A 22,192-nucleotide genomic window follows, 5' to 3' on the forward strand; every position below is an offset into this window, starting at 1 on the left:
CCCCCGCTCGTTAAATCCTGCCCATCAGAAGCAGAATGATCAAGATCAGAACGACGAGGCCCAGACCGCCAGACGGTCCGTAACCCCAACTACGGCTGTGACCCCAGTTCGGAAGGGCACCAATCAGAAGCAGGATAAGGACAACGAGCAGGATCGTACCAAGCATTGAAGTTCTCCGACACAAATTATGTTTGCTTTGTGACCGCGACAACGTGAAGACTATCACTTTGTTCCACGAACTTCTGATTCAATCCGCATGAACGCTTCATGAATACGTTTTCGGCTCATCCGGCCCCACCGACTGGTATCGGACGCCGACTGCGCTATCTGAGCCGTTCAGCGCCGATACATGTTGGCCGCACTAAAAAAGCATGAAATTTCATCAGAGGATGACGCATTGAGCCTGCTGCAGATCTATTGGAGAGCACTGAAATACCTTGGAGCCAACAAGGTGAAGGTGACGGTCGTTGTGATCGCCAACATCGTGCTCGCCGCCGTGACCATCATCGAGCCGATCCTGTTCGGCCGGATCGTCGACGCGATCTCCTCCAACAGCCCGGTAACGCCGATCCTTTTGATGTGGGCGGGCTTTGGCCTGTTCAACACCATCGCCTATGTTCTGGTTGCCCGCGAGGCCGACCGGCTGGCACATGGACGTCGCGCCACGCTGCTGACGGAAGCCTTTGGCCGCATCATTTCCATGCCGCTGTCCTGGCATCACAAGCGCGGCACATCCAATGCCCTGCACACGCTTCTGCGCGCCGCTGAAACGCTGTTCGGCCTGTGGCTGGAATTCATGCGCACCCATCTGGCGACTGCCGTTGCCGTGGCCCTGCTCATCCCGACCGCCATCTCGATGGACTGGCGCCTCAGCCTCGTGCTGTTTGCGCTCAGCATCGTCTACTGGTTCATCGGCCGCATGGTGATGAAGCGCACCAAGGAGGGTCAGGCCTCCGTGGAAAGCCATTATCACAATGTCTTTTCCCACGTCAGCGATTCGATCAGCAACGTTTCGGTCGTGCATAGCTACAACCGCATCGAGCAGGAAACGCGGGCGCTGCGCGACTATACGAAAAACCTTCTGGCCGCCCAGTACCCGGTTCTCGACTGGTGGGCGCTGGCCGGCGCGCTGAACCGCACCGCCTCTACCGTGTCTATGGGCATCATCCTCGTTATCGGTACGGCGCTGGTACAGAAGGGCGAATTGAAGATCGGTGACGTCATCGCCTTTATCGGCTTCGCCAACCTGCTGATCGGCCGCCTCGACCTGCTGCGCCAGTTCGCCACCCAGATCTTTGAAGCCCGTGCCAAGCTGGACGACTTTTTCGTGCTGGAGGATTCTGTCGAGGAACGCGAAGAACCCGCCGGCCTTGCCGAACTCGGTCAGGTGCGGGGCAAGGTCGAATTCCGCAACGTCGATTTTTCCTTCGGCGGCTCGGCGCAGGGCGTGCACGATGTGTCCTTCGTCGCCAATGCCGGCGAGACGGTCGCCATCGTCGGCCCGACCGGCGCCGGCAAAACGACGCTGGTCAATCTGCTGCAGCGCGTCTACGAGCCGGATAATGGCAAGATTTTTGTCGACGGCGCCGATATCTCGACCGTGACCCGCAAATCGCTGCGCAACTCGATCGCCACAGTGTTTCAGGATGCCGGCCTGCTCAACCGTTCGATCAGCGAGAACATCCGGCTTGGACGCGAGGGTGCGACCGACGAGGAAATCATTGCGGCCGCAGAAGCGGCTGCCGCTGCCGATTTCATCCAGACCCGCCTAACCGGTTTCGACACCTCGGTCGGCGAACGCGGCAACCGCCTTTCGGGTGGCGAACGCCAGCGTATCGCCATCGCCCGCGCCATCCTCAAGAATGCGCCCATCCTGGTGCTGGACGAGGCGACCAGCGCGCTCGACGTGGAAACAGAAGCGCGGGTGAAGGATGCGATCGACCGGCTGCGCGAGAACCGCACCACCTTCATCATCGCCCACCGGCTTTCGACCGTGCGCGACGCCGACAAGGTCATCTTCCTCGAACAGGGCCGCATTGCCGAAATGGGTACGTTCGACGAACTCAGCGACAAGGGCGGCCGTTTCGCCTCGCTGCTGAAGACCAGCGGGCTTCTGACGGACGACACCAAAACCGCTGCGGAGTGAGTTTTTCCTGACAAGCTATTTTGATGCCCGCCCTTCTTGGCGGGCATTTTTGTGTGGGGTGCGGCATATCCCTTTTCCCCGCTCACGGGGAGAAGGTGGCGGAGCGACAGCGAGCCGGATGAGGGGCAGCCACACGCACCAAAATCTCGCACTTGCTGAAGCTCAGAAAGCTTGGGATTTTACCGTTGATTGCCAACGGATGAAGCGTTGATGCGCGGTCCCGATCAACCCACAACCAAACGCGCACGATCGCTTCGGCAAACCGATAATGATGCCGAAGCGAAGCTATGGAATGAATTACGCAATCGGCAACTCAACGGCGTCAAGCTCATGCGGCAATTTCCCATTGGCAGGTATTTTGCCGATTTTGCGTGCCGGGAAGCGCATCTGGTCGTGGAGGTCGATGGCAGCCAGCATTCCGGTAGCGCGCATGATCGGCACCGGGATGACGTCATGACCCAGGAGGGTTGGGCCATTCTGCGGTTCTGGAATGTTGATGTGCTGACTGAGACGGAGGCCGTTACGGAGACGATTGTCGCTGTGCTGGATGGCCGGTTGTTGGAAGCAGTCGAAACTGCCGAGATGCGTTTCATTCCGTGGCGGATAGGCTGAAGTTTTCTGTTCACCAAACAAGCCAGATGGCTTGGAGGTTGCCCCTCACCCTAACCCTCTCACCGTAAGAACGGGGAGAGGGGACGTGCCATGCTCGCCATCGGCGCTTGAGGCAACGGTAGTGCGGCATATCCCTTCTCCCCGTCATGACGGGGAGAAGGCGGCGGCAGCCGGATGAGGGGCACACTCTCCCCCAACAGAAAACCCGCCCTCCAGCCGGAGAGCGGGTTTTTCATAACATCAGCAGAAAGACAGGATCATTCCTCTGTCTTCTTGCGTGCCCTTGGCTTTGTCACCTTGGCAGGCTTTTCCGTCGCCGCTTCTTCAACCGCCGGCTTGGCAACACGGACAGGCTTTGCAGCGGCGACCCTGGCAGGCTTTTCCGCAACAGCCGTGGAAGCAATAACCGGCGCACCACCGCCCAAAACCGCCCCACCCGCTGCATCAAGTGCAGCGCCATTGACGGTCACCACCAGATCACCACCGGCAACCCGCTTGGCCGCAACCTTGAACGTGCCTTCCGGCAGCGTCAGGTCCAGTTCGAAACCGTCCCATTCGGCCGGGATGACCGGGTTGACCTGAAGACGGCCACCCTCGCGCTTGATGCCGAGAATGCCCTCGATAGCAGCACGGTAGAGCCAGCCTGCGGAACCGGTGTACCAGGTCCAGCCGCCACGACCCGTCAACTCGCCAACGCCATAAACGTCTGCAGCGATGACATAAGGCTCGACGCGGTACTGTTCGGCTGCGTCGGGTGTCAGCGCGTGGTTGACCGGGTTGAGGATCTGGAAAGCCTTCCAGGCATCCTCATTGCGGCCCTGCGCTGCCAGCGCCAGCACCACCCAGATGGCAGCGTGAGTGTACTGGCCACCGTTTTCACGCACGCCCGGCGGATAGGATTTGATGTAACCCGGATCCTGCGGCGTGTTGACGAAGGCCGGCGTGAACAGGCGGATGATACCGGCCTGTTCGTCGATCAGCTTTTCGACGACCGCATCCATGGCCTGTTTCGATCGTTCTGGATCGCCCTCGCCCGACAGCACGCTCCACGACTGGCCGAGGCTGTCGATGCTGCATTCGAGGTTTTCCGAAGAACCGAGCGGGCCACCATCGTCGAAATAACCACGACGATAATAGGTGCCGTCCCAGCCCGCCGTTTCCAGCGCCTGTTTCAGCGAGGCAAGATGTGCCGTCCAGCGTTTTGCACGCACCTTGTCGCCACGCTCTTCGGCAACGGTAACAAAGCTGCGCAGTGCGCTGGCGAGGAACCAGCCGAGCCAGACACTGGTGCCCTTGCCGCCCGAGCCGACGCGGTTCATGCCGTCGTTCCAGTCGCCACCGAGGATCAACGGCAGGCCGTTCGAACCGGTGCGCTCAATGGCAAGATCGAGTGCGATGGCGGCATGTTCGTAGAGGCTGACCTTTTCTTCCGTCACACCCGGCTCGAAGAAGATGTCGTGCTGGCCGGGGGCGAGCGCCTGACCGGTGAGGAACGGCAGTTCCTCGTCCAGCAGGCTCTTGTCGCCGGTGGCGGTGATGTACTGGTTGGCGGCATAAGCGAGCCAGACCACGTCATCGGCAATATTGGTGCGCACGCCGGCGCCGGTGGCCGGAAGCCACCAATGCTGCACGTCGCCTTCCTTGAACTGGCGCGAGGCGGCATTGATGATCTGCCTGCGAGCGAGAGACGGTTCGTGCACGAGGAAGGCCAGCGTATCCTGCAACTGGTCACGGAAGCCATAGGCACCGCTCGACTGGTAGAAGGCCGTGCGGGCCATGATCCGGCATCCCAGCGCCTGATAGGGCAGCCAGTGATTGACCATGTTGTTCAACGCCTTGTCCGGCGTCGAAATCTGCAGACGGCCGGTGAATTCCTGCCAGAAGGCACGGTTTTTCGCCAGAATGTCGGCAAAGACTTCGTCACGGATATCCGAGGCGTAACCTGCAGCTTCCTCGCGGGTAGCGGCATCGCCGAGCGCGTAGGTGACGATCTTTTCTTCACCCGGCGCGATCTCGACATCCCATGCGAGAGCCGCACACGGATCGCCATCCAGTTCCATGGCGCTACTGAGGGTAGCACCTGCAACGACGGCCGATGGCAGCGCCACCGAGCCATGACGGCCGACAAATTCGCGGCGGCTGGTGGTGAAGCCGGACGGGGTTTCGCTCGACGCGAAGAAGGCCGTGCGCTGGAAATCGTTGCTGAAGCGGTTGGTGGCGAACAGCGCGCCGCTTTCCTCGTCGCGGGCAGAGAGGATGAACGGTGCCGTGCGCTTGACGTTATAACCCAGCACCCATTCGACATAACCATAGACACGCAGGCGACGGGTTTCCGAACCGGAGTTGCGGATCTTCATCGACGACAGTTTGATCGGCCGCGTGCGGTCGACCGTCTGGGTGAGCTCGATCTTCAGGCTTTCGTCATCGGCCGAGAAGACCGAATAACCGAGGCCGTGGCGGGCTTCGAACTTCGTTGCCGGGCGACGCGACAGGCCGGCAAACGGCGTGTGGATCATGCCGCTGTCGAGGTCGGTCAGGTAGAAACCTTCGCCCGAGCGGTTGACGACCATGTCATTGCTCCACGGCGTCAGCTGGTAGTCACGCGAGTTCTGGCTCCAGGTATACCCGGCACCTTCAGCCGACACGTGGAAACCGAAATTCTCGTTGGAGATGACGTTGATCCACGGCTGCGGCGTTGTGCCGCCACCGTTGAGACGCACGACATATTCCGAACCATCCTTGGAGAAACCGCCGAAACCGTTCCAGAAATCGAGATCGGCTGGTGCTTCACCGGCAACGGGTGCTGCAAAGTTTTCAGCCGACAGCAGGGTCTGACGGTTGGCGTCGGCCGTGGCCGAAGTCGGCGTCAGGGCTGCAGCGCGGGTGACCTGATCGATGATCTTGCCGTTGCGGGCGTGAAGAACGACGCGGGAGGCGGCAATCAGCGCTGCCCAGGTTTCTTCGTCCATCAGGTCCCGACGCAGCGAGAAGACGTGTTCGCGGGCACCTTCGGTCTGCCCGAGCTTGCGGATGTTTTCGCTGAGCTGGTCGATGGCGTGTTGCATGTCCTGCGCATAGGAGGCAGGTTTTTCGTTGACGATGACCAGATCGAGCGTGAGGCCGCGCGACCGCAGATATTCCTGCGCGGAAAACGCTTCCTTGGCGACTTCCATGTCCATTTCGTCATTGATGCGCAGGGTCAGGATCGGGTGATCGCCCGAGATCGACTGCGCCCACAACATGGACTGGCGGCCAAGGCCGGTTTCCAGCGTGGCGGTATCGGCGCGCAGGTTCATGTCCGGATAGACAAGGTAACGGCCGATCTGCTGGAAGGCAGCGGCCTGCTGCGAGTTGATGCCGATATGGCGCATCTGCACCTGAACGCGGGTCCAGGCCTGTGTCAGTTCGTGACCGAAGGCATCGGCATGGCGATAGCGCTCGATCGCAACGTCGAGTTCCTCGCGGATCGGGGCCGCGATGGTCCAGAAGATCACCGTTGCCTTCTTGCCGGCCGGCACGCGCACGACGCGGCGCAGCGACATGATCGGATCGAGGGTGAAACCGTCCGTGCCCGAAAGCGTCGCATCCTGATCGAAAGCGGCGGCTTCCGACAGGTTGCGACCACGGCCGAGGAAGCGGCGACGGTCGGTTTCGAATTCGGTCGGACGCGACGAGCCGGCATTGTCGGCGGCAAGATGCGCCACCCACATCGAGGCATCGCCCGATGAACGCTTGTTGCGCGTTGCACGGATGACATCGCCACGACGGCCGATCTCGGTCTTCACGAACATGCGCGAGAACACCGGATGGGCGCTGTCGTCATTGTCGTGGGCGATGACCGGTTCGAGATAGGACGTCACTTCGATGTAGCGGTCTTCGGTGCCGGTGTTGAGCAGCGTCAGGCGGCGGCCTTCGGCATCGTGCTCGGTGGCGACGATGCATTCGACCGTGCTGGTCAGCGTGCCGACCGTCTTGTGGAATTCGGCCTTTTCGTCACCGAAGATGGCCTTGGTTTCCTCGCCTTCGATACGGCGCGGTTCCGCGGTCGTCGACCACCACTGATTGGTGGCAGTGTCGCGCAGGAAGAGGAACTGGCCCCAGCGATCCTCGGTGGCATCGGGCTTCCAGCGGGAAACGGACAGGCCGTTCCAGGTGGCGTAACCGGTACCGGTTGCCGTCAGCATGGTCGAATAGTGACCGTTGGAGAGGAACACCAGCTGGCGATCCTGCACGGCCGGATCGGTGATGGTGCGGATCTCCGAGCGCAACAGTTCGCCCTGGCCGCTGCCGGGGGTCTCTTCGTGCTTGGCGCTCATGACCGGCACTTCGCGCGGTGCCTTTTCCTGTAGCAGCAGTTCGGCGGCTTCGATCACCGGATCGGCGTGGAAGAGCTCGCGCAGGCGACCATTGAAAACGACGTTGGCAATGGCCGCGATCGACATGCCATGGTGGTGTGCATAATAGTTGTAGACCACTGCACAACGCTTGCCTTCCGGCACGCGGGTCGGCGTGAAATCGACGGCATCGTGAAAACCGTATTTGCCGAGCGCACCGACGGCGCGCAGCTTTTCGAGGTTCTCCAGCGCCGCATGCGGAGCATACTGGCTGGCGAGGATCGAGGCGTAAGGCGCGATGACGGCGTTCTGGCCGAGACCACGTTTAAGGCCGAGCGAAGGCACGCCGAAATTGGTGTACTGATAGTTCAGCTGATGGTCGCGGGCATTGAAGGCCGCTTCCGAAATGCCCCACGGAATACCCAGACGGCGACCGTGGTTCATCTGTTCGAGAACGATCAGGTTGTTGGTCTGGTTGAGAATGCCACCCTGACGCTCCTGCATGACGAGCGGCGGCATCAGGTATTCGAACATCGAACCCGACCACGAGATCAGCGCACCACGCGAACCGATCGGCACGACCTGACGGCCGAGGCGGTACCAGTGTTCGGTCGGCAGGTCACCCTTGGCGATGGCGAACAGGCTGGTGAGGCGGCATTCCGACGCCAGAAGGTCGTAGCAGGCTTCGTCGAGTTCGTTTTCCTCGGCACGGTAACCGATCGATAGAAGACGACGGTCCTTGTTGTAGAGGAAGGTGAAATCCATAGAGAAGGCGAGCGAGCGGGCCTTGTCGCGCAAAACGGCGAGGCGCTTGCGCATCAGTTCCAGCGTCGAATGATCGAAGGTCGTGTCGGCGATATGGGCTTCGCAGGCAGCGACCAGATATTCCGTCCAGCGCACCACTTCGCCCGACTGCGTTGATCCGACCTCATGATCGAGATTGACGGCAAGCTTCTGGATGTCACGCGCAAGCACGGACAGGTTGATGATGCGGATCGAGGCGAATTCGTGCTCGCGCTTGACGGCGGCCAGCGCGCTGGCAAAACCGGCGATACGCTCTTCCAGACGACGGCGCAGCGGACGCACGGTCTTGCGATCGTCCGGCAGGGCCTTCAGGTTTTCGCTCAAGATACCGGCGACGTCGCCGATGCCATCGAGATTGCCCTGAAGATGCGCGGACGGGGCTTCGGCCCATTCGCGGCAAGCCGACGAAATGGCGATCAGGTGACCGGCAAGGTTGCCGCTGTCGACGGTAGAGACATAACGGGCGCCAAGCGTCTTCAACGTGTCGGTATAATACCAGTTGAACAGATGGCCGCGATGCTTGTCCATCTTCTCGACGGTGGCGAGCGTGTTTTCGATACGCTCGACGGTCTCGCTGAAGCTGATCCAGCCGAAATGGCGGGCCGAAACGGTGGAGAGGAGATAGACGCCAATATTGGTGGGCGACGTGCGCTTGGCAATGATCGGTTCCGGACGCTCCTGAAAATTGTCCGGCGGCAGGAAATTCTGCTCTTCGGTCACAAAGGTCTCGTAATACCGCCAGGTGCGGCGCGAGATCTTGCGCAGTTCGACGGCAACCGGCTCGGGCACGAACAGGCGGTCTTCGGTTTCGGCCGACTGGCTGACATACCATGCGACCAGAGGCGATAGCACCCAGAGGGTGACGAAGGGCAGGCCGATAAGGAACGCGTTATCTTCCGGCAGCGCCGCAAGGAACAGCGCCAGCAGCGCCACCACGGGGGCGTGCCACATCTGCCGGTAATAATCGAGCGGGCTGCCCTGTGCGGCGCCCTGGATGGAGGCGGCGGTGCGCCATTCCAGCATCAGCTTGCGGCTGACGAACAGGCGGTAGAGCGAACGCACGATGGCATCGGTCATCATGCAGGCCGAATCGGCGATGAAGACAATGCGCAGCGCGACCTGCGCATTGGCGTCGCGCACATCCGTCCACAAGGAATGGAAATGCGCACGCGGCACAATATCGGTCGAGCCCGGTACGATGCCGCGGATCAGCGACAGGGTCGGTGCGACGAACAGCATGAAGATCAGCAGGATCTGCCAGATCAGGGCGCCGAGCGGCGACATGAAATACCAGCCGAGGACGGAAGCGAAGAACCAGGCGATCGGGGTGAGCGAGCGGCGCAGGTTGTCGATCATCTTCCAGCGGCCGAGCGCGGTGACGCCACGGGCCGGATCGAGGATGTAAGGGATGAGCTGCCAATCGCCACGCGCCCAACGATGCTGACGCGACACTTCGACCTCGTAACGGGTCGGGAAATCCTCGACCAGTTCAACGTCGGTGATCAAGGCGCAGCGCGAGAACGAACCTTCGAGAAGGTCGTGGCTGAGAACGGCGTTTTCATCGATACGGCCACGCAGCGCGTGTTCGAATGCATCGACGTGATAGAGGCCCTTGCCGGTGAAGGAACCTTCGCCGGTCAGGTCCTGATAAACGTCGGAAACGGTGAAGACATAAGGATCGACGCCGCGGCTTGCGGAATAGATGCGCTGGAAGACAGAAGCATCCTTGCCGGTCGTCAGCGACGGGGTAACGCGCGGCTGCAGAAGGCCGTAACCCTGCACGACGCGGCCGGTGCGCGGATCGTGAACCGGGCGGTTCATCGGGTGATGCGCCTTGCCGACCAGCTTGGTGACGGCGTCGCGCATCAGGCGCGTATCGGCATCGAGCGTCATCACGTACTGGACGTTTTCCGGCACGGTATTGGCGCCGGCCATATAGGTCGTGTCCTTGTCGCCACGCAGCAGCATGTTCAATTCATGCAGCTTGCCGCGCTTGCGCTCCCAGCCCATCCATGCGCCTTCCGACGGATTATAGAGGCGGCGGCGATGCAGCAGGAAGAAGCGCGTGCCTCCATCGAAGGCGTAACGGGCGGAAAGGTTGGCGACTTCGCGCTTGGCATATTCCAGAACTTCGAGATCGCCTTCGGCTTCCTCGACCTGGGCGTCGCGCCAGTCGCTGAGCAGCGCAAAATAGACTTCGCCGCGCGGATTGGCGAGGTAATGGACTTCGAGATTGCGGACGAGTTCATCGACCGTATCGCGGTTGTTGATGAGGCACGGCACAACGACGAGCGTGCGGGCATCTTCCGGCACGCCGGCCTTGAATTCGTAACCGACCAGACGCGCGGGCTTCACCACATAGGTGACCAGCGTGTTGAAGAGACCGGTGGCACCTTCCGATGCCGGCAGTGCAAACATGACGAGGAAAAGCAGAATGACCGGCCAGGACATGCCGGCGGCGCCAAGGAAATAACCGACAATGCCGAGAACCAGTGCGGTCAGCAGCAGGACCGGGCCGGCAACGGAGAGCCAGCGCATGCCCTGCACCCTGGCAAGGAAGGACTGCCAGGGATCGCGCTTGTAGCCGATCGCCTTTTCCAGATCCTCGTTATACATGCCGACAAGGAAGGCGCCGACATTGGCCTTGTGCGGATCGGCGTCAGGCGCATTTGCCGCTTCCTCGGCCAGCCGGATGGCTGCCTTGGCGACATCGATTTCCGACTTCTTGGTCTTGCGGGCAAGCTTTTCGACACGGTTGCGGTAGGAGTTGCGCGAACCGAAATCGAGAACCTGGTAATCGCTCTGATCGCGGAAAACCTGATCGACGAGGCAGACCTCTTCGAACCAGACGCTCCATTCGGTATCGTCGATCTCACGCAGGCTCTTGATGATATTGCCCATCGTGACATTGCCTGATGACAGGCGGTTATGCTCCGCCATCATCACGTCTTCAGCGTCCATGCCGGCGCGGCGCATGCGCTCGTCCAGCCATTCCAGCGCAAAACCCTGATTCTGCGGCGCGTTGCGCAGGCGGTAGAGGAATTGCGTATTGAACGTGTTGTCTTCCGTCTGCGGCTCAAGCTGCTTCAGGAGATCGGCGCTGGCAGCCGGGTCATTGAGGCGGATGATTTCATCGGCAGCCTGATTGGCCTTGAGGCGCATGTTACGCGAACGATCGACACGCACCGCAATACGGCGGGCATTTTCAACCAGCACGAAACGCAGGAAGGATGGCAGCGCCCAGAGCTCGCCGATCTGCAGCGGCTGATGGACCTGAAAACCTTCGGTGATAGCGGTGAGCTTTTCGCGCGAAACGGTGCTGTGGGTGTGGCCGACATAGAGCCATGCCATGACCAGAACGCGCGGCAGCTCCATATTGCCGACCTTCATCGTCGGCAGCTGGCGATAGAATTTCTTCGGGAAGTCACGGCGGACTTCCTGAATGGCTTCCTCGACGATGTAGTGGTTATCGATCAGCCATTCGGCGGCCGGCGTGATCGTCGCCCCGGCATCCACGTCCTTCGCGGTCTGGCGGTAGACTTTCAGGATCTCCGCCTCGTTCTCGCGATGGCGCTCGCGGAAGGAGAACTCCATCAAACCGGGCAGGGTCTGCGTTCCGTCGCGCGCCAGCGCTTCCCCGCATTCGCGCAGCTCCTCTATCGTCAGATAGGTGGAGCGGATCGCCTCGTTATGGTCGATCTGTCTGGTATCGGTTTCGCGAGGGGCGGTCGGGGTATTATGAAAGGACATGTCTCGGCTTCTGAAAGAGGAATGTCGTCGTCGGGATTGGCGCTCTGCCGGATCAAAAGGGTCCGGCGGCCCCATCTGTCATTTCGCTGCAGGCATCATCCGGACATCATCCGAACGACGCTGCGAGCACGGAGGAGATAGGGGGCAAGCGCAATATGGCAAATCGAAAGACAGCAACGGCCCACCTGTTCCTCCCGGATAATAAGGATTGACCGGTCTAAAACCGTCGGCCTGAATGAAACCTGAACGTATTCAGCTGCTTGGAACACAGATTGCTATGCTTTCATGACCGGTGAAAGACGAACACCACATTCCCCCTCATGGTGACCACATCCGGAACCTGTTGACCGAGGCGAGCCTTGCCGGATACCAACATGTATCGGAAAGAAAATGCCGCATTTCAGGGCTTTTCAGTGATGCAGAAGAAAGGAAGAACGATGACGATCCAGTTTTCCAACTATATGCCGGAAGTACTGGCGACGCGACGTTTTCTGCACGAAAATCCGGAACTCGGTCTTTCGGAATTCAAGACCTCCGATTTTATCGCAGCCCAACTCACGGCACTCGGCTACGAGGTGACGCGTGGCCTCGGCCAGACCGGCGTCGTCGGCACGCTCCGCAACGGCGACAGCTCTCGTTCTATCGGCATCCGCGCCGATATCGACGCGCTGCCGATCCATGAGGAAACCGGGCTGGACTATGCCAGCAAGAACGAAGGCCTGATGCATGCCTGCGGCCATGACGGGCATACCGCGATGCTGCTCGGAGCGGCAAAAATCCTTGCTGAGCGCCGCAATTTTGATGGCACGGTGCATTTGATCTTCCAGCCGGCCGAGGAAAACTTTGGCGGCGCCAGACTGATGATCGAGGACGGGCTGTTTGAAAAATGCCCGTGCGATGCCGTGTTCGGCTTGCACAACGACCCCGCCCTGCCCTTCGGCCATATCGTCGTGCGCGACGGGCCGATCATGGCGGCCGTCGATGAATGCAGGATCGTCGTACATGGCCATGGCGGCCACGGCGCCGAACCGCAGGATGCTTCCGACCCGATCGTTGCCGGCGCCAGCATCATCATGGCCCTGCAGACCGTCGTTTCACGCAATGTGCATCCGCTCGATTCGGCCGTCGTCACCGTCGGCGCCTTCAATGGCGGCAAGGCGAGCAATGTCATCCCCGAGCGTGCCGAAATGGTGTTGACCATCCGCTCCTTCGACCCGAAAACCCGCGATCTGCTGGAAGAGCGTATTCGCAAGGTGGCGGAAGGACAGGCGGAAAGCTATGGCCTGCGCGCCGAAGTGATCTACGAGCGCGGCTATCACCCGACCGTCAACCACGAGGCCGAGACCGCCTTCATCCGCGATCTCGCTCGAAAGGTGATCGGCGAGGACAAGGTTCAGGATCTGCCGCGTCCTTCCATGGGGGCGGAAGATTTTGCCTATATGCTCAGCGAGCGGCCGGGTACCTATTTTCTGCTGGGCACCAAACGCACCGAAAACGACCCGCCGCTGCACCACCCGCGCTTCGATTTCAACGACGAGGCGCTACCGATCGGCACCGCATTCTGGGTGGATGTCGCGGAAAACTGGCTGAAGGCCTGAACCCGAAAACAAAAAACCTCCCGCGCCCAACGCGGGAGGTTTTTCATATGAACTGATATGGCTTTACTTTTAAGGGAAAAGCCCGAGCGTAACGCCGCAGACAAAGGCGAATGCGGCCGTGACAAGCACGGCATGCAGGGCAGACTGCCACTTGCCGGAACGTCCGGAAAGATGCCGGGGCGCATGTGTATCGAGATGCCGCATGATATCCTCCAGCCATAGACGCTCTCAATTGAGCTGATACCATCCTATCTTAACTCTACCAGTTCGATAGAGATAAACTTGCGCGACCACCGGCCTGCCTTAGAAAATCCTTTTTCGTATGAGGCAGAATTCGGTATTTTGAAGAGGATTTTGCTAGAACCTCACGGTGTGTAAAAAAACTGTAAAAATTCGGGAGCTGCGGGAATGACGGTGGATATCGATGCGATCGTGATAGGGGCAGGCGTGATTGGCCTTGCCACGGCGCGGGAACTGGCAATCGCAGGTTTGTCCGTGATCGTTCTCGAAAGCACCGACGCGATCGGTACCGGCACATCATCCCGCAACAGCGAGGTTATCCATGCCGGGCTGTATTATCCGCAAGGAAGCCTGAAGGCACGGTTTTGCGTCGAAGGGCGGCGCAGGCTTTACGATTATTGCGAAAGCCATGGCGTGGCGCACCGCCGCTGCGGCAAACTGATCGTTGCCAACAGTGACGATGAAGTGGCGGTGCTTGAAGGTTTGAAAGCCAAGGGCGAGGCCAATGGCTGCGACGACCTGCGGATGATTTCGGGCGAAGAAGCAAGACAGCTGGAGCCGGCACTTTCCTGCATGGCAGCATTGGTGTCGCCCTCAACCGGCATTATCGACAGCCATGGTTACATGCTGGCGCTGCGCGGCGATGCCGAGGAAAACGGTGCCGCGATCGCGCTGATGTCACCGTTCAAGCGAGCAGAGGTGACGGGTAGCGGCTTCACGGTTTTTGTTGGTGGCGCGGAAACGATGTCGCTGACCTGCCGGTTTCTGGTCAATGCCGGTGGCCTGCATGCTTCGCAAGTCGCCTCAAGGATCGACGGGCTTTCGCCGGCCCTCGTGCCCGAAACCCGTTATGCCAAGGGCAATTATTTCATGCTTTCCGGCCGCGCACCATTCAACCGGCTGATCTACCCTGCCCCGCATGCGCATGGGCTGGGTGTGCACCTGACGCTCGACATGGGCGGACAGGCACGGTTCGGACCGGATGTGGAATGGGTGGAAGAGATCGATTACGCAGTCGATCCGCGCCGTTCGGATGGTTTTGCCGAAGCCGTACGCCGTTATTGGCCGGCTATGCCGGACGATGCGCTGACACCCGGCTATTCGGGAATCAGGCCAAAGATCGGCGATCCGAATGCACCCGCGTCGGACTTTCGCATCGACGGGCCGGAGGTTCACGGCATTGCGGGACTGGTCAACCTTTTCGGCATCGAAAGTCCGGGACTGACGTCATCGCTGGCAATTGCCATGGAGCTGCGCTCACGCCTGGGCGACGGCTGACAGTGATGAGGCCGTATTGGAGCGCACCACCGCCTTGATCGGAAGGTGATCCGAGGCGATACGGGCAAGCGCGCTGTCATGCACATGCACGCGCTCGATCAGACCGGCGCGGTTGCTCATGATGCGGTCGAGCGCCAGAACCGGCAGTCGCGACGGAAAACTCGGCACCGCCTTCGGCGTACCGCCAAATACACTTGCCAATCCGTGCAGAGACGAACGGTCACCAAGGCGCCATTCGTTAAGATCACCAAGCAGCACCGTCGGCTGTTCGTGGCGCGAGCCCATGATGTCGAGGATCATCCGTGTCTGCTGGTGGCGGGAGCGATGCAACAGGCCGAGATGAGCGGCGATGATGCGCAGCGTCGCGCCATTGTTGAACTCGATTTCGGTGACGAGGCAGCCGCGCGGCTCGAGCCCCGGCAGTTTAACCTGATGCACATCGCGCACCAGACCTTCGCGAAACAGCACGACATTGCCGTGCCAGCCATGCGCCCGCGTCACACCCGAAACAGGAACAGGCGTCAGGCCCGTTTCACGCTCCAGCCAGTGCAGATCGAGCAGACCACGGCGTTCACCGAACCGGGTATCCGCCTCCTGCAGCGCCACGACATCGGCACCGATCTCGCGGATGACATGGCTGGTGCGCTCGGGATCGAAACGGCCATCGACGCCGACGCATTTGTGGACATTGTAGGAGGCAACAAGCATGCCTTCCGCAGGGTCATGCGGATGAGGACCAGTATCGCGTTTCTTGCGATTGCGGATGGAGGCGATAATGCTCGCCGGAAGATTGTCGCGCTTGCTGCGGATGGGTTTGGTCATCGCTGGCAATCCTTTGACTGATAAAATACCCTAGCCGCCCGAGCGTTCCATTTTCGTTAAATGCCAGCTTCGTTAACGGCAGGTTGGGTCAAAGATAAGGCGAACCGAGCCACAGCACCCTTTCCAGCAGACGCACGACAAAGGGGCGGTTGCGCAGGCCTTCCAGCGTCACGGCCGACGCGGTTTCGATCGTCTGGTCGATGCGTTTTTCCAAAGCTACGGCAAAATCACGATCCAGCACTTCAAGATCCACCTCGAAGTTCAGCCGCAGCGAGCGAGGGTCGAGATTGGACGAACCGACATAGGCCCAACAGCCATCGATGGCCATCAGCTTGGAATGATTGAAGGCGCCGGTGGCCCGCCAGATGCGGCAGTAATTCTTGAGGATCTGGTCGAACTGCGCGGTCATGGCGCGGTCGACGAGGGTGAGATTATTGGTTTCCGGCACGACGATATCGACGGTGACCCCACGTCTTGCGGCGGTGATCAGCGCGGTGATCAGTTCGCGGTCGGGCAGAAAGTAGGGCGAGACGATGCGGATGGATTTGCGCGCCACCGAAAACGCGCCCATCAGCATCTTGTGATTGGTTTCGTTGCTGCGATCCGGCCCTGAACCGACGGCGCGCACCAGAACCGGATCGCCCGGCAGTTTTTCCGGGGCTGTGACCTGCCAGGCATCGCTATCGAGCACTTCACCGGAAGCGAACTGCCAGTCTTCCGAGGCAATGGCAAAAAGATCGGTGACGACCGGCCCGGTGACACGGAAATGGGTATCGAAAGCGCATTTGTCGCCGGAGATTTCAGCGGAAAAGCCTTCGCGGATATTGATCCCGCCGGTGAACGCCACCGTGCCATCGACGATCATGATCTTTCTGTGGGTGCGCAGGTTGGCGTAGGGCAGGCGCAGGCCCATGATGACATTGCCGTTAAAAACTTCGACGGCGACGCCACCATCGCGCAGCATGCCCAGAATGCTCGGCACCGAATAGCGGGCGCCCACCGCATCGATCAGCACCCGGACCTCAACGCCGCGCTGAACGGCCGTGATCAAGGCTTCGGCGAAGCGCGTGCCGATGCGATCCCTGTCGAAAATATAGGTTTCCAGAAGAATGCTGCGCCGTGCCGAGGCGATCGCATTGAGCATCGCACCATAAGCCTTGTCGCCGGTATCGAAGACGTCGATCGTGTTGCCGGTGGTGAAGGCATGGCGGGCGACGCGGTCTCCCAGCGTTTTCATGGCAAGAAAACGATGACCGAAGTGCGTGGTGACCGTTTCGGACGCGACATCATAGGCTTCCAGATGCGCAAAGGCACCGTACTGGACGCGCGATCGCTGGAAACCCAAAACGTTGCGGCGGATGCGGTTGACGCCGGCAATCAGATAAAGGAGCGCGCCGATGAAGGGTGACAGGATGATGACGCCGACCCAGCCGATGGCAGAGCGGACTTCCTCCTTGTTCATCGTCGCATGGATGGCCGCCGGCACGCCCATCACGATCGACAGGACGAGGAAAATATGCGGCCAGTAGGCGTAAAATGTTTCAAGCATGCTGGCAATATAGGCGCGGGCACCAAGCGTGCAATGCGGGCCGCATGACATAGTCATACGGCCCGGTCACAAGACGGTTTTTCCGTTCGTTTGCTTTACTTGGAGGCCATTGCGGCAACCGGCGGCTCGGCGCCTTCCGGGATCGGGCTGGTATAGATGATGCCCTTCTGGCGGCGTTTCAGATCCGCCCAAGCGGCATCGCGCAGCTGTTCGCTCTGCAGCGCGGCAAGGCCGGTGGCGGCCATAACCTTGGCGGTCGTTACCATGCCCTTGTGGGCAAGCGGGCTTTTTCCCTGCGTCACGACCTGCCATGTGTGCAGCTGCGTGCCGATGGCAAGCGTCGGGCCGTAGGCCTGAACCGTCGGCACCACCCAGCTGACATCACCGACATCGGTGGAGCCACCCATCTGTTTGAGGCGGGTATGCGCGGGCAGGACAAAATTGGCGAGCGGGATATCTCGCTCATCCAGTTCTTCCTGGCGCCAGCTGGCGGCGATATCTTCCGGCGTCAGCGTGGCACGGATTTTTTCCGCGAAGGCGATATCGGTGGCATCGAATTCCGGCGTACCGACGCTGTCCCAGATGTCCTGCATCGTGTCCATCAGCGGCGTGTTGACCATCAGGTTCGAAACGCCGGCGAGAATGGTGCTTTCCATGGTGGTTTCGGTCATCAAGGCCGCACCCTGCGCTACCTTCTTGACGCGTTCGATCAGCGACAAGAGGCCCGGCAGATCGGGAGCGCGCACCACGTAACGCACCTTGGCATAAGCCTGAACGACATTGGGCGAGATGCCGCCGGTATCGAGCACGGCGTAATGAATACGGCAATCCTGCTGCATGTGTTCGCGCAGATAATTGACGCCGACATTCATCAGCTCGACGGCATCGAGCGCCGAGCGGCCAAGTTCCGGCACGGCGGAGGCATGGGCGGCACGGCCGTGGAAGACAAAATCGATGCGGCAGTTTGCAAGCGAGGTTTCGCGCTGCACGCCGGCAAAATTGCTCGGGTGCCAGCTGATGGCGATATCGACATCCTCGAAAGCGCCGGAGCGCACCATGAAGGCCTTTGCGGCGCCACCCTCTTCGGCCGGGCAGCCGTAATAGCGCACACGGCCGGGCGTGCCGGTGGCTTCGAGCCAATCCTTCAGCGCCGTGGCGGCAAGCATGGAGGCGGAGCCGAGCAGGTTATGGCCGCAGCCATGGCCGTTGGCACCCGCCACCAGCGGATCATGCGCCACTTCGCCGGCCTTCTGGCTGAGGCCGGCCAAGGCATCGAACTCGCCGAGGAATGCAATGACCGGGCCGCCCTCGCCCGCTTCGCCGATCAGTGCGGTGGGAATACCGGCAACCTTGTCGGTGATGGCAAAACCCTGCGCTTCCAGCATTTCGCGGTGTGCTGCGGCAGACAGCGTTTCCATGTAGCAGGTTTCAGGCGTTTCCCAGACGCGGTTGGCGAGCTCGGTGAAAACCTCCTTCTTCTTTTCGATCGTATCGAAGACCTGAGGAAGGTTGCTGCTGCTCGTCATGTCGTGTCACCTGCACTGGAAATAATAAGGGAGCCGAACCGTAACCTACCGCTCGGCTTCGGCCAACTGCCGAAATTGTTTTGATGCCAACAGTTTTTCCAGACGTGCCCAACCCTCGCCGGATGGCAGACCGAAACGCAGATTTTCTGGGCGCTCGGAAAAGGGGCGAACGAGGATGCCGGCCTCGCCGAGTTGCTGGAACAAAGCGGATGCATAGGGGTGTCGCACCAACCGGAACAACGTCGTGCCGCCGACGATTTTTAGGCCCGCATCGGTGAGAAGATCATCGAGCCGCGCAGCATCGGCTTTCAATACTTCGCGCATGCCATTCTGCCAGTTGCGATCGGCAAGCGCCTGACCGGCAATCTGCAGCGCCGGACCGGAAATCGCCCATGGACCGAGACGCGCTTCGATGCGACGCACATCGTCCGGTGTCGCCAGCGCAAACCCGAGACGCAGGCCGGCAAGCCCGTAGAACTTGCCGAAGGAGCGCAGCACGGCAAGGGCGGGGCCGATATCGCCTGCCACACTGTGGCCGGCGGGCACGACATCCATGAAAGCTTCGTCAACGACCAGAAGTCCACCCTTTGAAGCCATATGCGCGGCAAGGCGCAACAGCTCCGTGCGCTCGATCAACCGCCCATCCGGGTTGTTGGGATTGACGACGAGAGCGAGATTGGCCGCGAACAGATCCTCGAAATTTTGGGTCTCGGTGAGATCGAAACCGGCGAGACGGGCCATGCGGGCATGTTCCGCATAGGTGGGTGACAGGATGGCGGCGTTTGCGCCGGGCCGCACGCTGCCGCCAAACGCGGCTTCGACCAGAAGCGGCAGAAGGATCTGCGTTCCGGGTGCCGCCGCCACATTGTCCGCCGAGGGTGCACCGTAAACGACGGCCGCCTCGCCTTTGAGCGATCGAAGGGCCGATGGTTCAGGCAGGCGGCAGAAAGCGGTGGAAGCGATATCCGAATGCGGATAGGCATGCGGATTGATACCGGTGGACAGATCGATCCAGGGTTTTGGCGCACGCGGGAAGCGGGCGTCCGCCCCGGCCAGATTGCCGCCGTGATCGATTTTTATATCTGCCAGGGGTTCAATATTTCGCCGCATGTTTTTTACGCTCGCCTTTTTCTCCCTGCTTATTGAACGGCTCTGCGGTTATCCGCAATGGCTGGTGCGGACGATCGGCCATCCTGTCATCTGGATCGGCAACATGATCGGCGGGCTGGACAAAAGGCTGAACCGGCCGGAGCAGAGTTTTGCGCGGCGCAAGATGATGGGCGTAGTGGCGCTGATCTGCATTCTCGGCAGCGTGATTGTGGTGACCGCGGGCCTAGGCTGGCTGCTGGGCGGCTCGCTTGTCGATTTTGCCGTTCTTGCGGTAATAGCATCCAGCCTGACGGCCCAAAAAAGCCTCGAAGACCACGTTCTGGCGGTCGCCGACGCGCTGGATGCAGACGGATTGGTGGCCGGCAGAAAAGCCGTGTCGATGATCGTCGGCCGCGACCCGGACCAGCTGGACGAACCTGCCGTCTGTCGCGCCGCCATCGAGAGCCTTGCGGAAAACTTTTCCGATGGCATTACCGCACCTGCCTTGTGGCTCGGGATCGGCGGACTGGCGGGCGGTGCCGCCTACAAGGCCACCAATACCGCCGACAGCATGATCGGCCACCGCAGCGAACGTTACGAGGCCTTCGGCTGGGCAGCAGCTCGTTTCGACGACCTGATCAACCTTCCGGCCTCGCGCCTGACGGCGCTTCTTTTCGTTCTCGCCGCGTTTTTCGTGCCCGGCGCGTCCGCGAAGGATGCATGGAAAACCGTATGGCGTGATGCAGGAAAACACCGCTCGCCGAATGCCGGCTGGCCGGAAGCGGCGATGGCCGGCGCTTTGGGGCTGGCACTGGCAGGCCCCCGCGTTTACGGCGGCACTCTGGTACCCGACCATTTCATGGGGGCCGGCGGACGCCGCGAAGCAATGCCGACCGATATTCGTAAAGCGCTGAAACTGGCGCGTTTCGCCGATATCTTGATGATCGCCTTTTTCGGCCTGCTGGCTCTTGCCGGCCTGGCTATTTCGCGAGCCTGAGCAACGCCTCGATATCGAGATGTTTTTCCATATGCTGCGCCAGCCGGTCCAGAACCTCATCCACTCCGGCTTCGTAATCGATGGTCGACGCCTTACCACCAAGACGTTGCAACCATGCCGAACGCTGGCGGTCATCGGCAAACAGGCCGTGGACATAAGTGCCGAAGACCCGGCCATTTTTCGCGGTCGCACCATCGGCAGCACCGGCAATCCGTGCAAAGGGTCGTTCGCAATCAGATCCGGTCGTCTGGCCGATATGCATTTCATAGCCGGCAAATGAAATGCCGTCAGCGCTGATGCCGGTGACAGCCTCAAGGCGTTTTTCGCTGGAAAGCGTGGTGTCCACATCCAGCAGGCCAAGGCCCTCCACCGTAGCGGAAACGCCTTCCATGCCATCGGGATCCCGCACCGTGCGGCCCAGCATCTGGTAACCGCCGCACAGGCCAAGCACATAGCCGCCACGTCGCACATGGGCAGCAAGATCGATATCGAAGCCAGCCGCCTTGAAGGTTTCGAGATCCGATATGGTCGCCTTCGAGCCTGGCAGAAGCACAAGATCGGCATCGGCCGGCAAAACTTCGCCGGGGCGCACCCGGATGACATCGACATCCGCTTCGGCATCGAGCGGATCGAGATCGTCGAAATTGGAAATATGCGGCAGGACCGGCACGGCGATGCGGATTTTGGCGCCCGTCTTGTCGATAGCGGCAGCATCGAGCGCCAGAGCATCTTCGGCCGGCAGGCGGCGGGCTTCACTGAAGAAAGGCAACAGGCCAATCTGTTGCCAGCCGGTATGCGCTTCGATCATCGCCATACCATCGGCAAACAGGGTGGGATCACCGCGAAACCGGTTGACGATAAAGCCTTGGATCATCGCCGCGTCTTCCGCATCCAGCACCAGTTTGGTGCCGGCAATGCTGGCAATGACGCCGCCGCGGTCGATATCGCCGATCAGGATGACCGGCACATCGGCAGCGCGAGCAAAGCCCATATTGGCAATGTCGTTGCGGCGCAGATTGACTTCCGAGGCGCTGCCGGCGCCTTCGACCAGAACGATATCGGCCTGTGATTTCAGAAGTTCAAAGCTTTCCATGACACGCGGCATCAACGCCGCCTTCATGCCCTGATATTCGGATGCTTTCGCATTGCCCTGCACGCGGCCCTGCACCACGACCTGCGCCCCGACCTCGCTCTGCGGTTTCAGCAGAACCGGGTTCATATGCACCGACAGCGGCACCTTTGCCGCCCGCGCCTGCAGGGCCTGCGCGCGGCCGATCTCGCCGCCATCCGCCGTCACCGCCGCGTTGTTGGACATGTTCTGCGGCTTGAACGGCTGCACTTTGAGGCCACGATTGGTCAGCGCACGCGCAAGGCCTGCGACAAGCAGCGACTTGCCGACATCCGAGCCGGTTCCCTGAAACATCAGCGCGCGTGCGGTCATGATTTT

Annotated in this window: 12 protein-coding genes and 1 pseudogene; 5 read left to right on the forward strand and 8 right to left on the reverse strand. The window is 60.7% G+C overall.

Annotated elements, in window-relative coordinates; translation table 11 throughout:
- Window positions 1-10 precede the first annotated feature (10 nt).
- Window positions 11-166 (reverse strand): DUF3309 family protein, encoded by a 156-nt coding sequence (locus EDF70_RS20855; protein ID WP_112728864.1) that lies wholly within the window; start codon window positions 164-166, stop codon window positions 11-13.
- 231 nt (window positions 167-397) lie between these two features.
- Between EDF70_RS20855 and EDF70_RS20860 the strand changes: the two genes are divergently transcribed.
- Together EDF70_RS20860 and EDF70_RS20865 are read left to right on the forward strand one after the other, a co-directional pair.
- A complete protein-coding gene (locus EDF70_RS20860) occupies window positions 398-2,146 on the forward strand; it encodes a glucan ABC transporter ATP-binding protein/ permease (RefSeq protein WP_132277487.1) in 1,749 nt (582 codons plus the stop codon).
- Between the two features lie 210 nt (window positions 2,147-2,356).
- The gene (locus tag EDF70_RS20865; protein WP_132277489.1) at window positions 2,357-2,758 is read left to right on the forward strand and encodes a DUF559 domain-containing protein; all 402 of its coding nucleotides are present in this window, start codon (window positions 2,357-2,359) and stop codon (window positions 2,756-2,758) included.
- Window positions 2,759-3,258: 500 nt separating this feature from the next.
- Here EDF70_RS20865 and EDF70_RS20870 read toward each other — a convergent pair.
- A pseudogene (locus EDF70_RS20870) lies at window positions 3,259-11,646 on the reverse strand (glucoamylase family protein); the annotation flags it as partial.
- Window positions 11,647-12,083: 437 nt separating this feature from the next.
- On the opposite strand from EDF70_RS20870, the gene EDF70_RS20875 reads away from it, so the two are divergent.
- Window positions 12,084-13,244 carry a M20 aminoacylase family protein gene (locus EDF70_RS20875; protein WP_245519267.1) on the forward strand — a complete coding sequence of 387 codons (1,161 nt, stop codon included), beginning with the start codon at window positions 12,084-12,086 and terminating at the stop codon, window positions 13,242-13,244.
- A gap of 69 nt (window positions 13,245-13,313) precedes the next feature.
- On the opposite strand, the gene EDF70_RS30660 is transcribed toward EDF70_RS20875, so the two are convergent.
- The gene (locus tag EDF70_RS30660) at window positions 13,314-13,448 is read right to left on the reverse strand and encodes a hypothetical protein (RefSeq protein WP_281033626.1); all 135 of its coding nucleotides are present in this window, start codon (window positions 13,446-13,448) and stop codon (window positions 13,314-13,316) included.
- A gap of 204 nt (window positions 13,449-13,652) precedes the next feature.
- Between EDF70_RS30660 and EDF70_RS20880 the strand changes: the two genes are divergently transcribed.
- Window positions 13,653-14,762, forward strand: a complete 1,110-nt coding sequence (locus EDF70_RS20880) for an NAD(P)/FAD-dependent oxidoreductase (protein WP_132277493.1) — start codon at window positions 13,653-13,655, stop codon at window positions 14,760-14,762.
- Here the strand turns inward: EDF70_RS20880 and EDF70_RS20885 are convergent.
- The 4 genes from EDF70_RS20885 to cobD form a co-directional block, all read right to left on the reverse strand.
- Window positions 14,742-15,584: an endonuclease/exonuclease/phosphatase family protein gene (locus EDF70_RS20885; protein WP_132277495.1), complete on the reverse strand. Its 843-nt coding sequence runs from the start codon at window positions 15,582-15,584 to the stop codon at window positions 14,742-14,744. The two genes, EDF70_RS20880 and EDF70_RS20885, sit on opposite strands and share 21 nt — an antisense overlap.
- A gap of 88 nt (window positions 15,585-15,672) precedes the next feature.
- A complete protein-coding gene (locus EDF70_RS20890) occupies window positions 15,673-17,133 on the reverse strand; it encodes a phospholipase D-like domain-containing protein (RefSeq protein ID WP_132277618.1) in 1,461 nt (486 codons plus the stop codon).
- 95 nt (window positions 17,134-17,228) lie between these two features.
- A complete protein-coding gene (locus EDF70_RS20895) occupies window positions 17,229-18,659 on the reverse strand; it encodes a M20 family metallopeptidase (protein ID WP_132277497.1) in 1,431 nt (476 codons plus the stop codon).
- A gap of 45 nt (window positions 18,660-18,704) precedes the next feature.
- Window positions 18,705-19,769, reverse strand: coding sequence for a threonine-phosphate decarboxylase CobD (cobD, locus tag EDF70_RS20900; protein ID WP_132277499.1), 1,065 nt, complete (start codon window positions 19,767-19,769; stop codon window positions 18,705-18,707).
- Between cobD and cbiB the strand changes: the two genes are divergently transcribed.
- Window positions 19,768-20,745, forward strand: coding sequence for an adenosylcobinamide-phosphate synthase CbiB (gene cbiB / locus EDF70_RS20905; protein ID WP_132277501.1), 978 nt, complete (start codon window positions 19,768-19,770; stop codon window positions 20,743-20,745). The genes cobD and cbiB overlap by 2 nt on opposite strands.
- Here the strand turns inward: cbiB and EDF70_RS20910 are convergent.
- Window positions 20,729-22,186 carry a cobyric acid synthase gene (locus tag EDF70_RS20910; RefSeq protein ID WP_132277503.1) on the reverse strand — a complete coding sequence of 486 codons (1,458 nt, stop codon included), beginning with the start codon at window positions 22,184-22,186 and terminating at the stop codon, window positions 20,729-20,731. The two genes, cbiB and EDF70_RS20910, sit on opposite strands and share 17 nt — an antisense overlap.
- Between the last annotated feature and the right edge of the window lie 6 nt (window positions 22,187-22,192).

This window comes from Neorhizobium sp. JUb45 (assembly GCF_004343585.1).
GTDB lineage: Bacteria > Pseudomonadota > Alphaproteobacteria > Rhizobiales > Rhizobiaceae > Neorhizobium.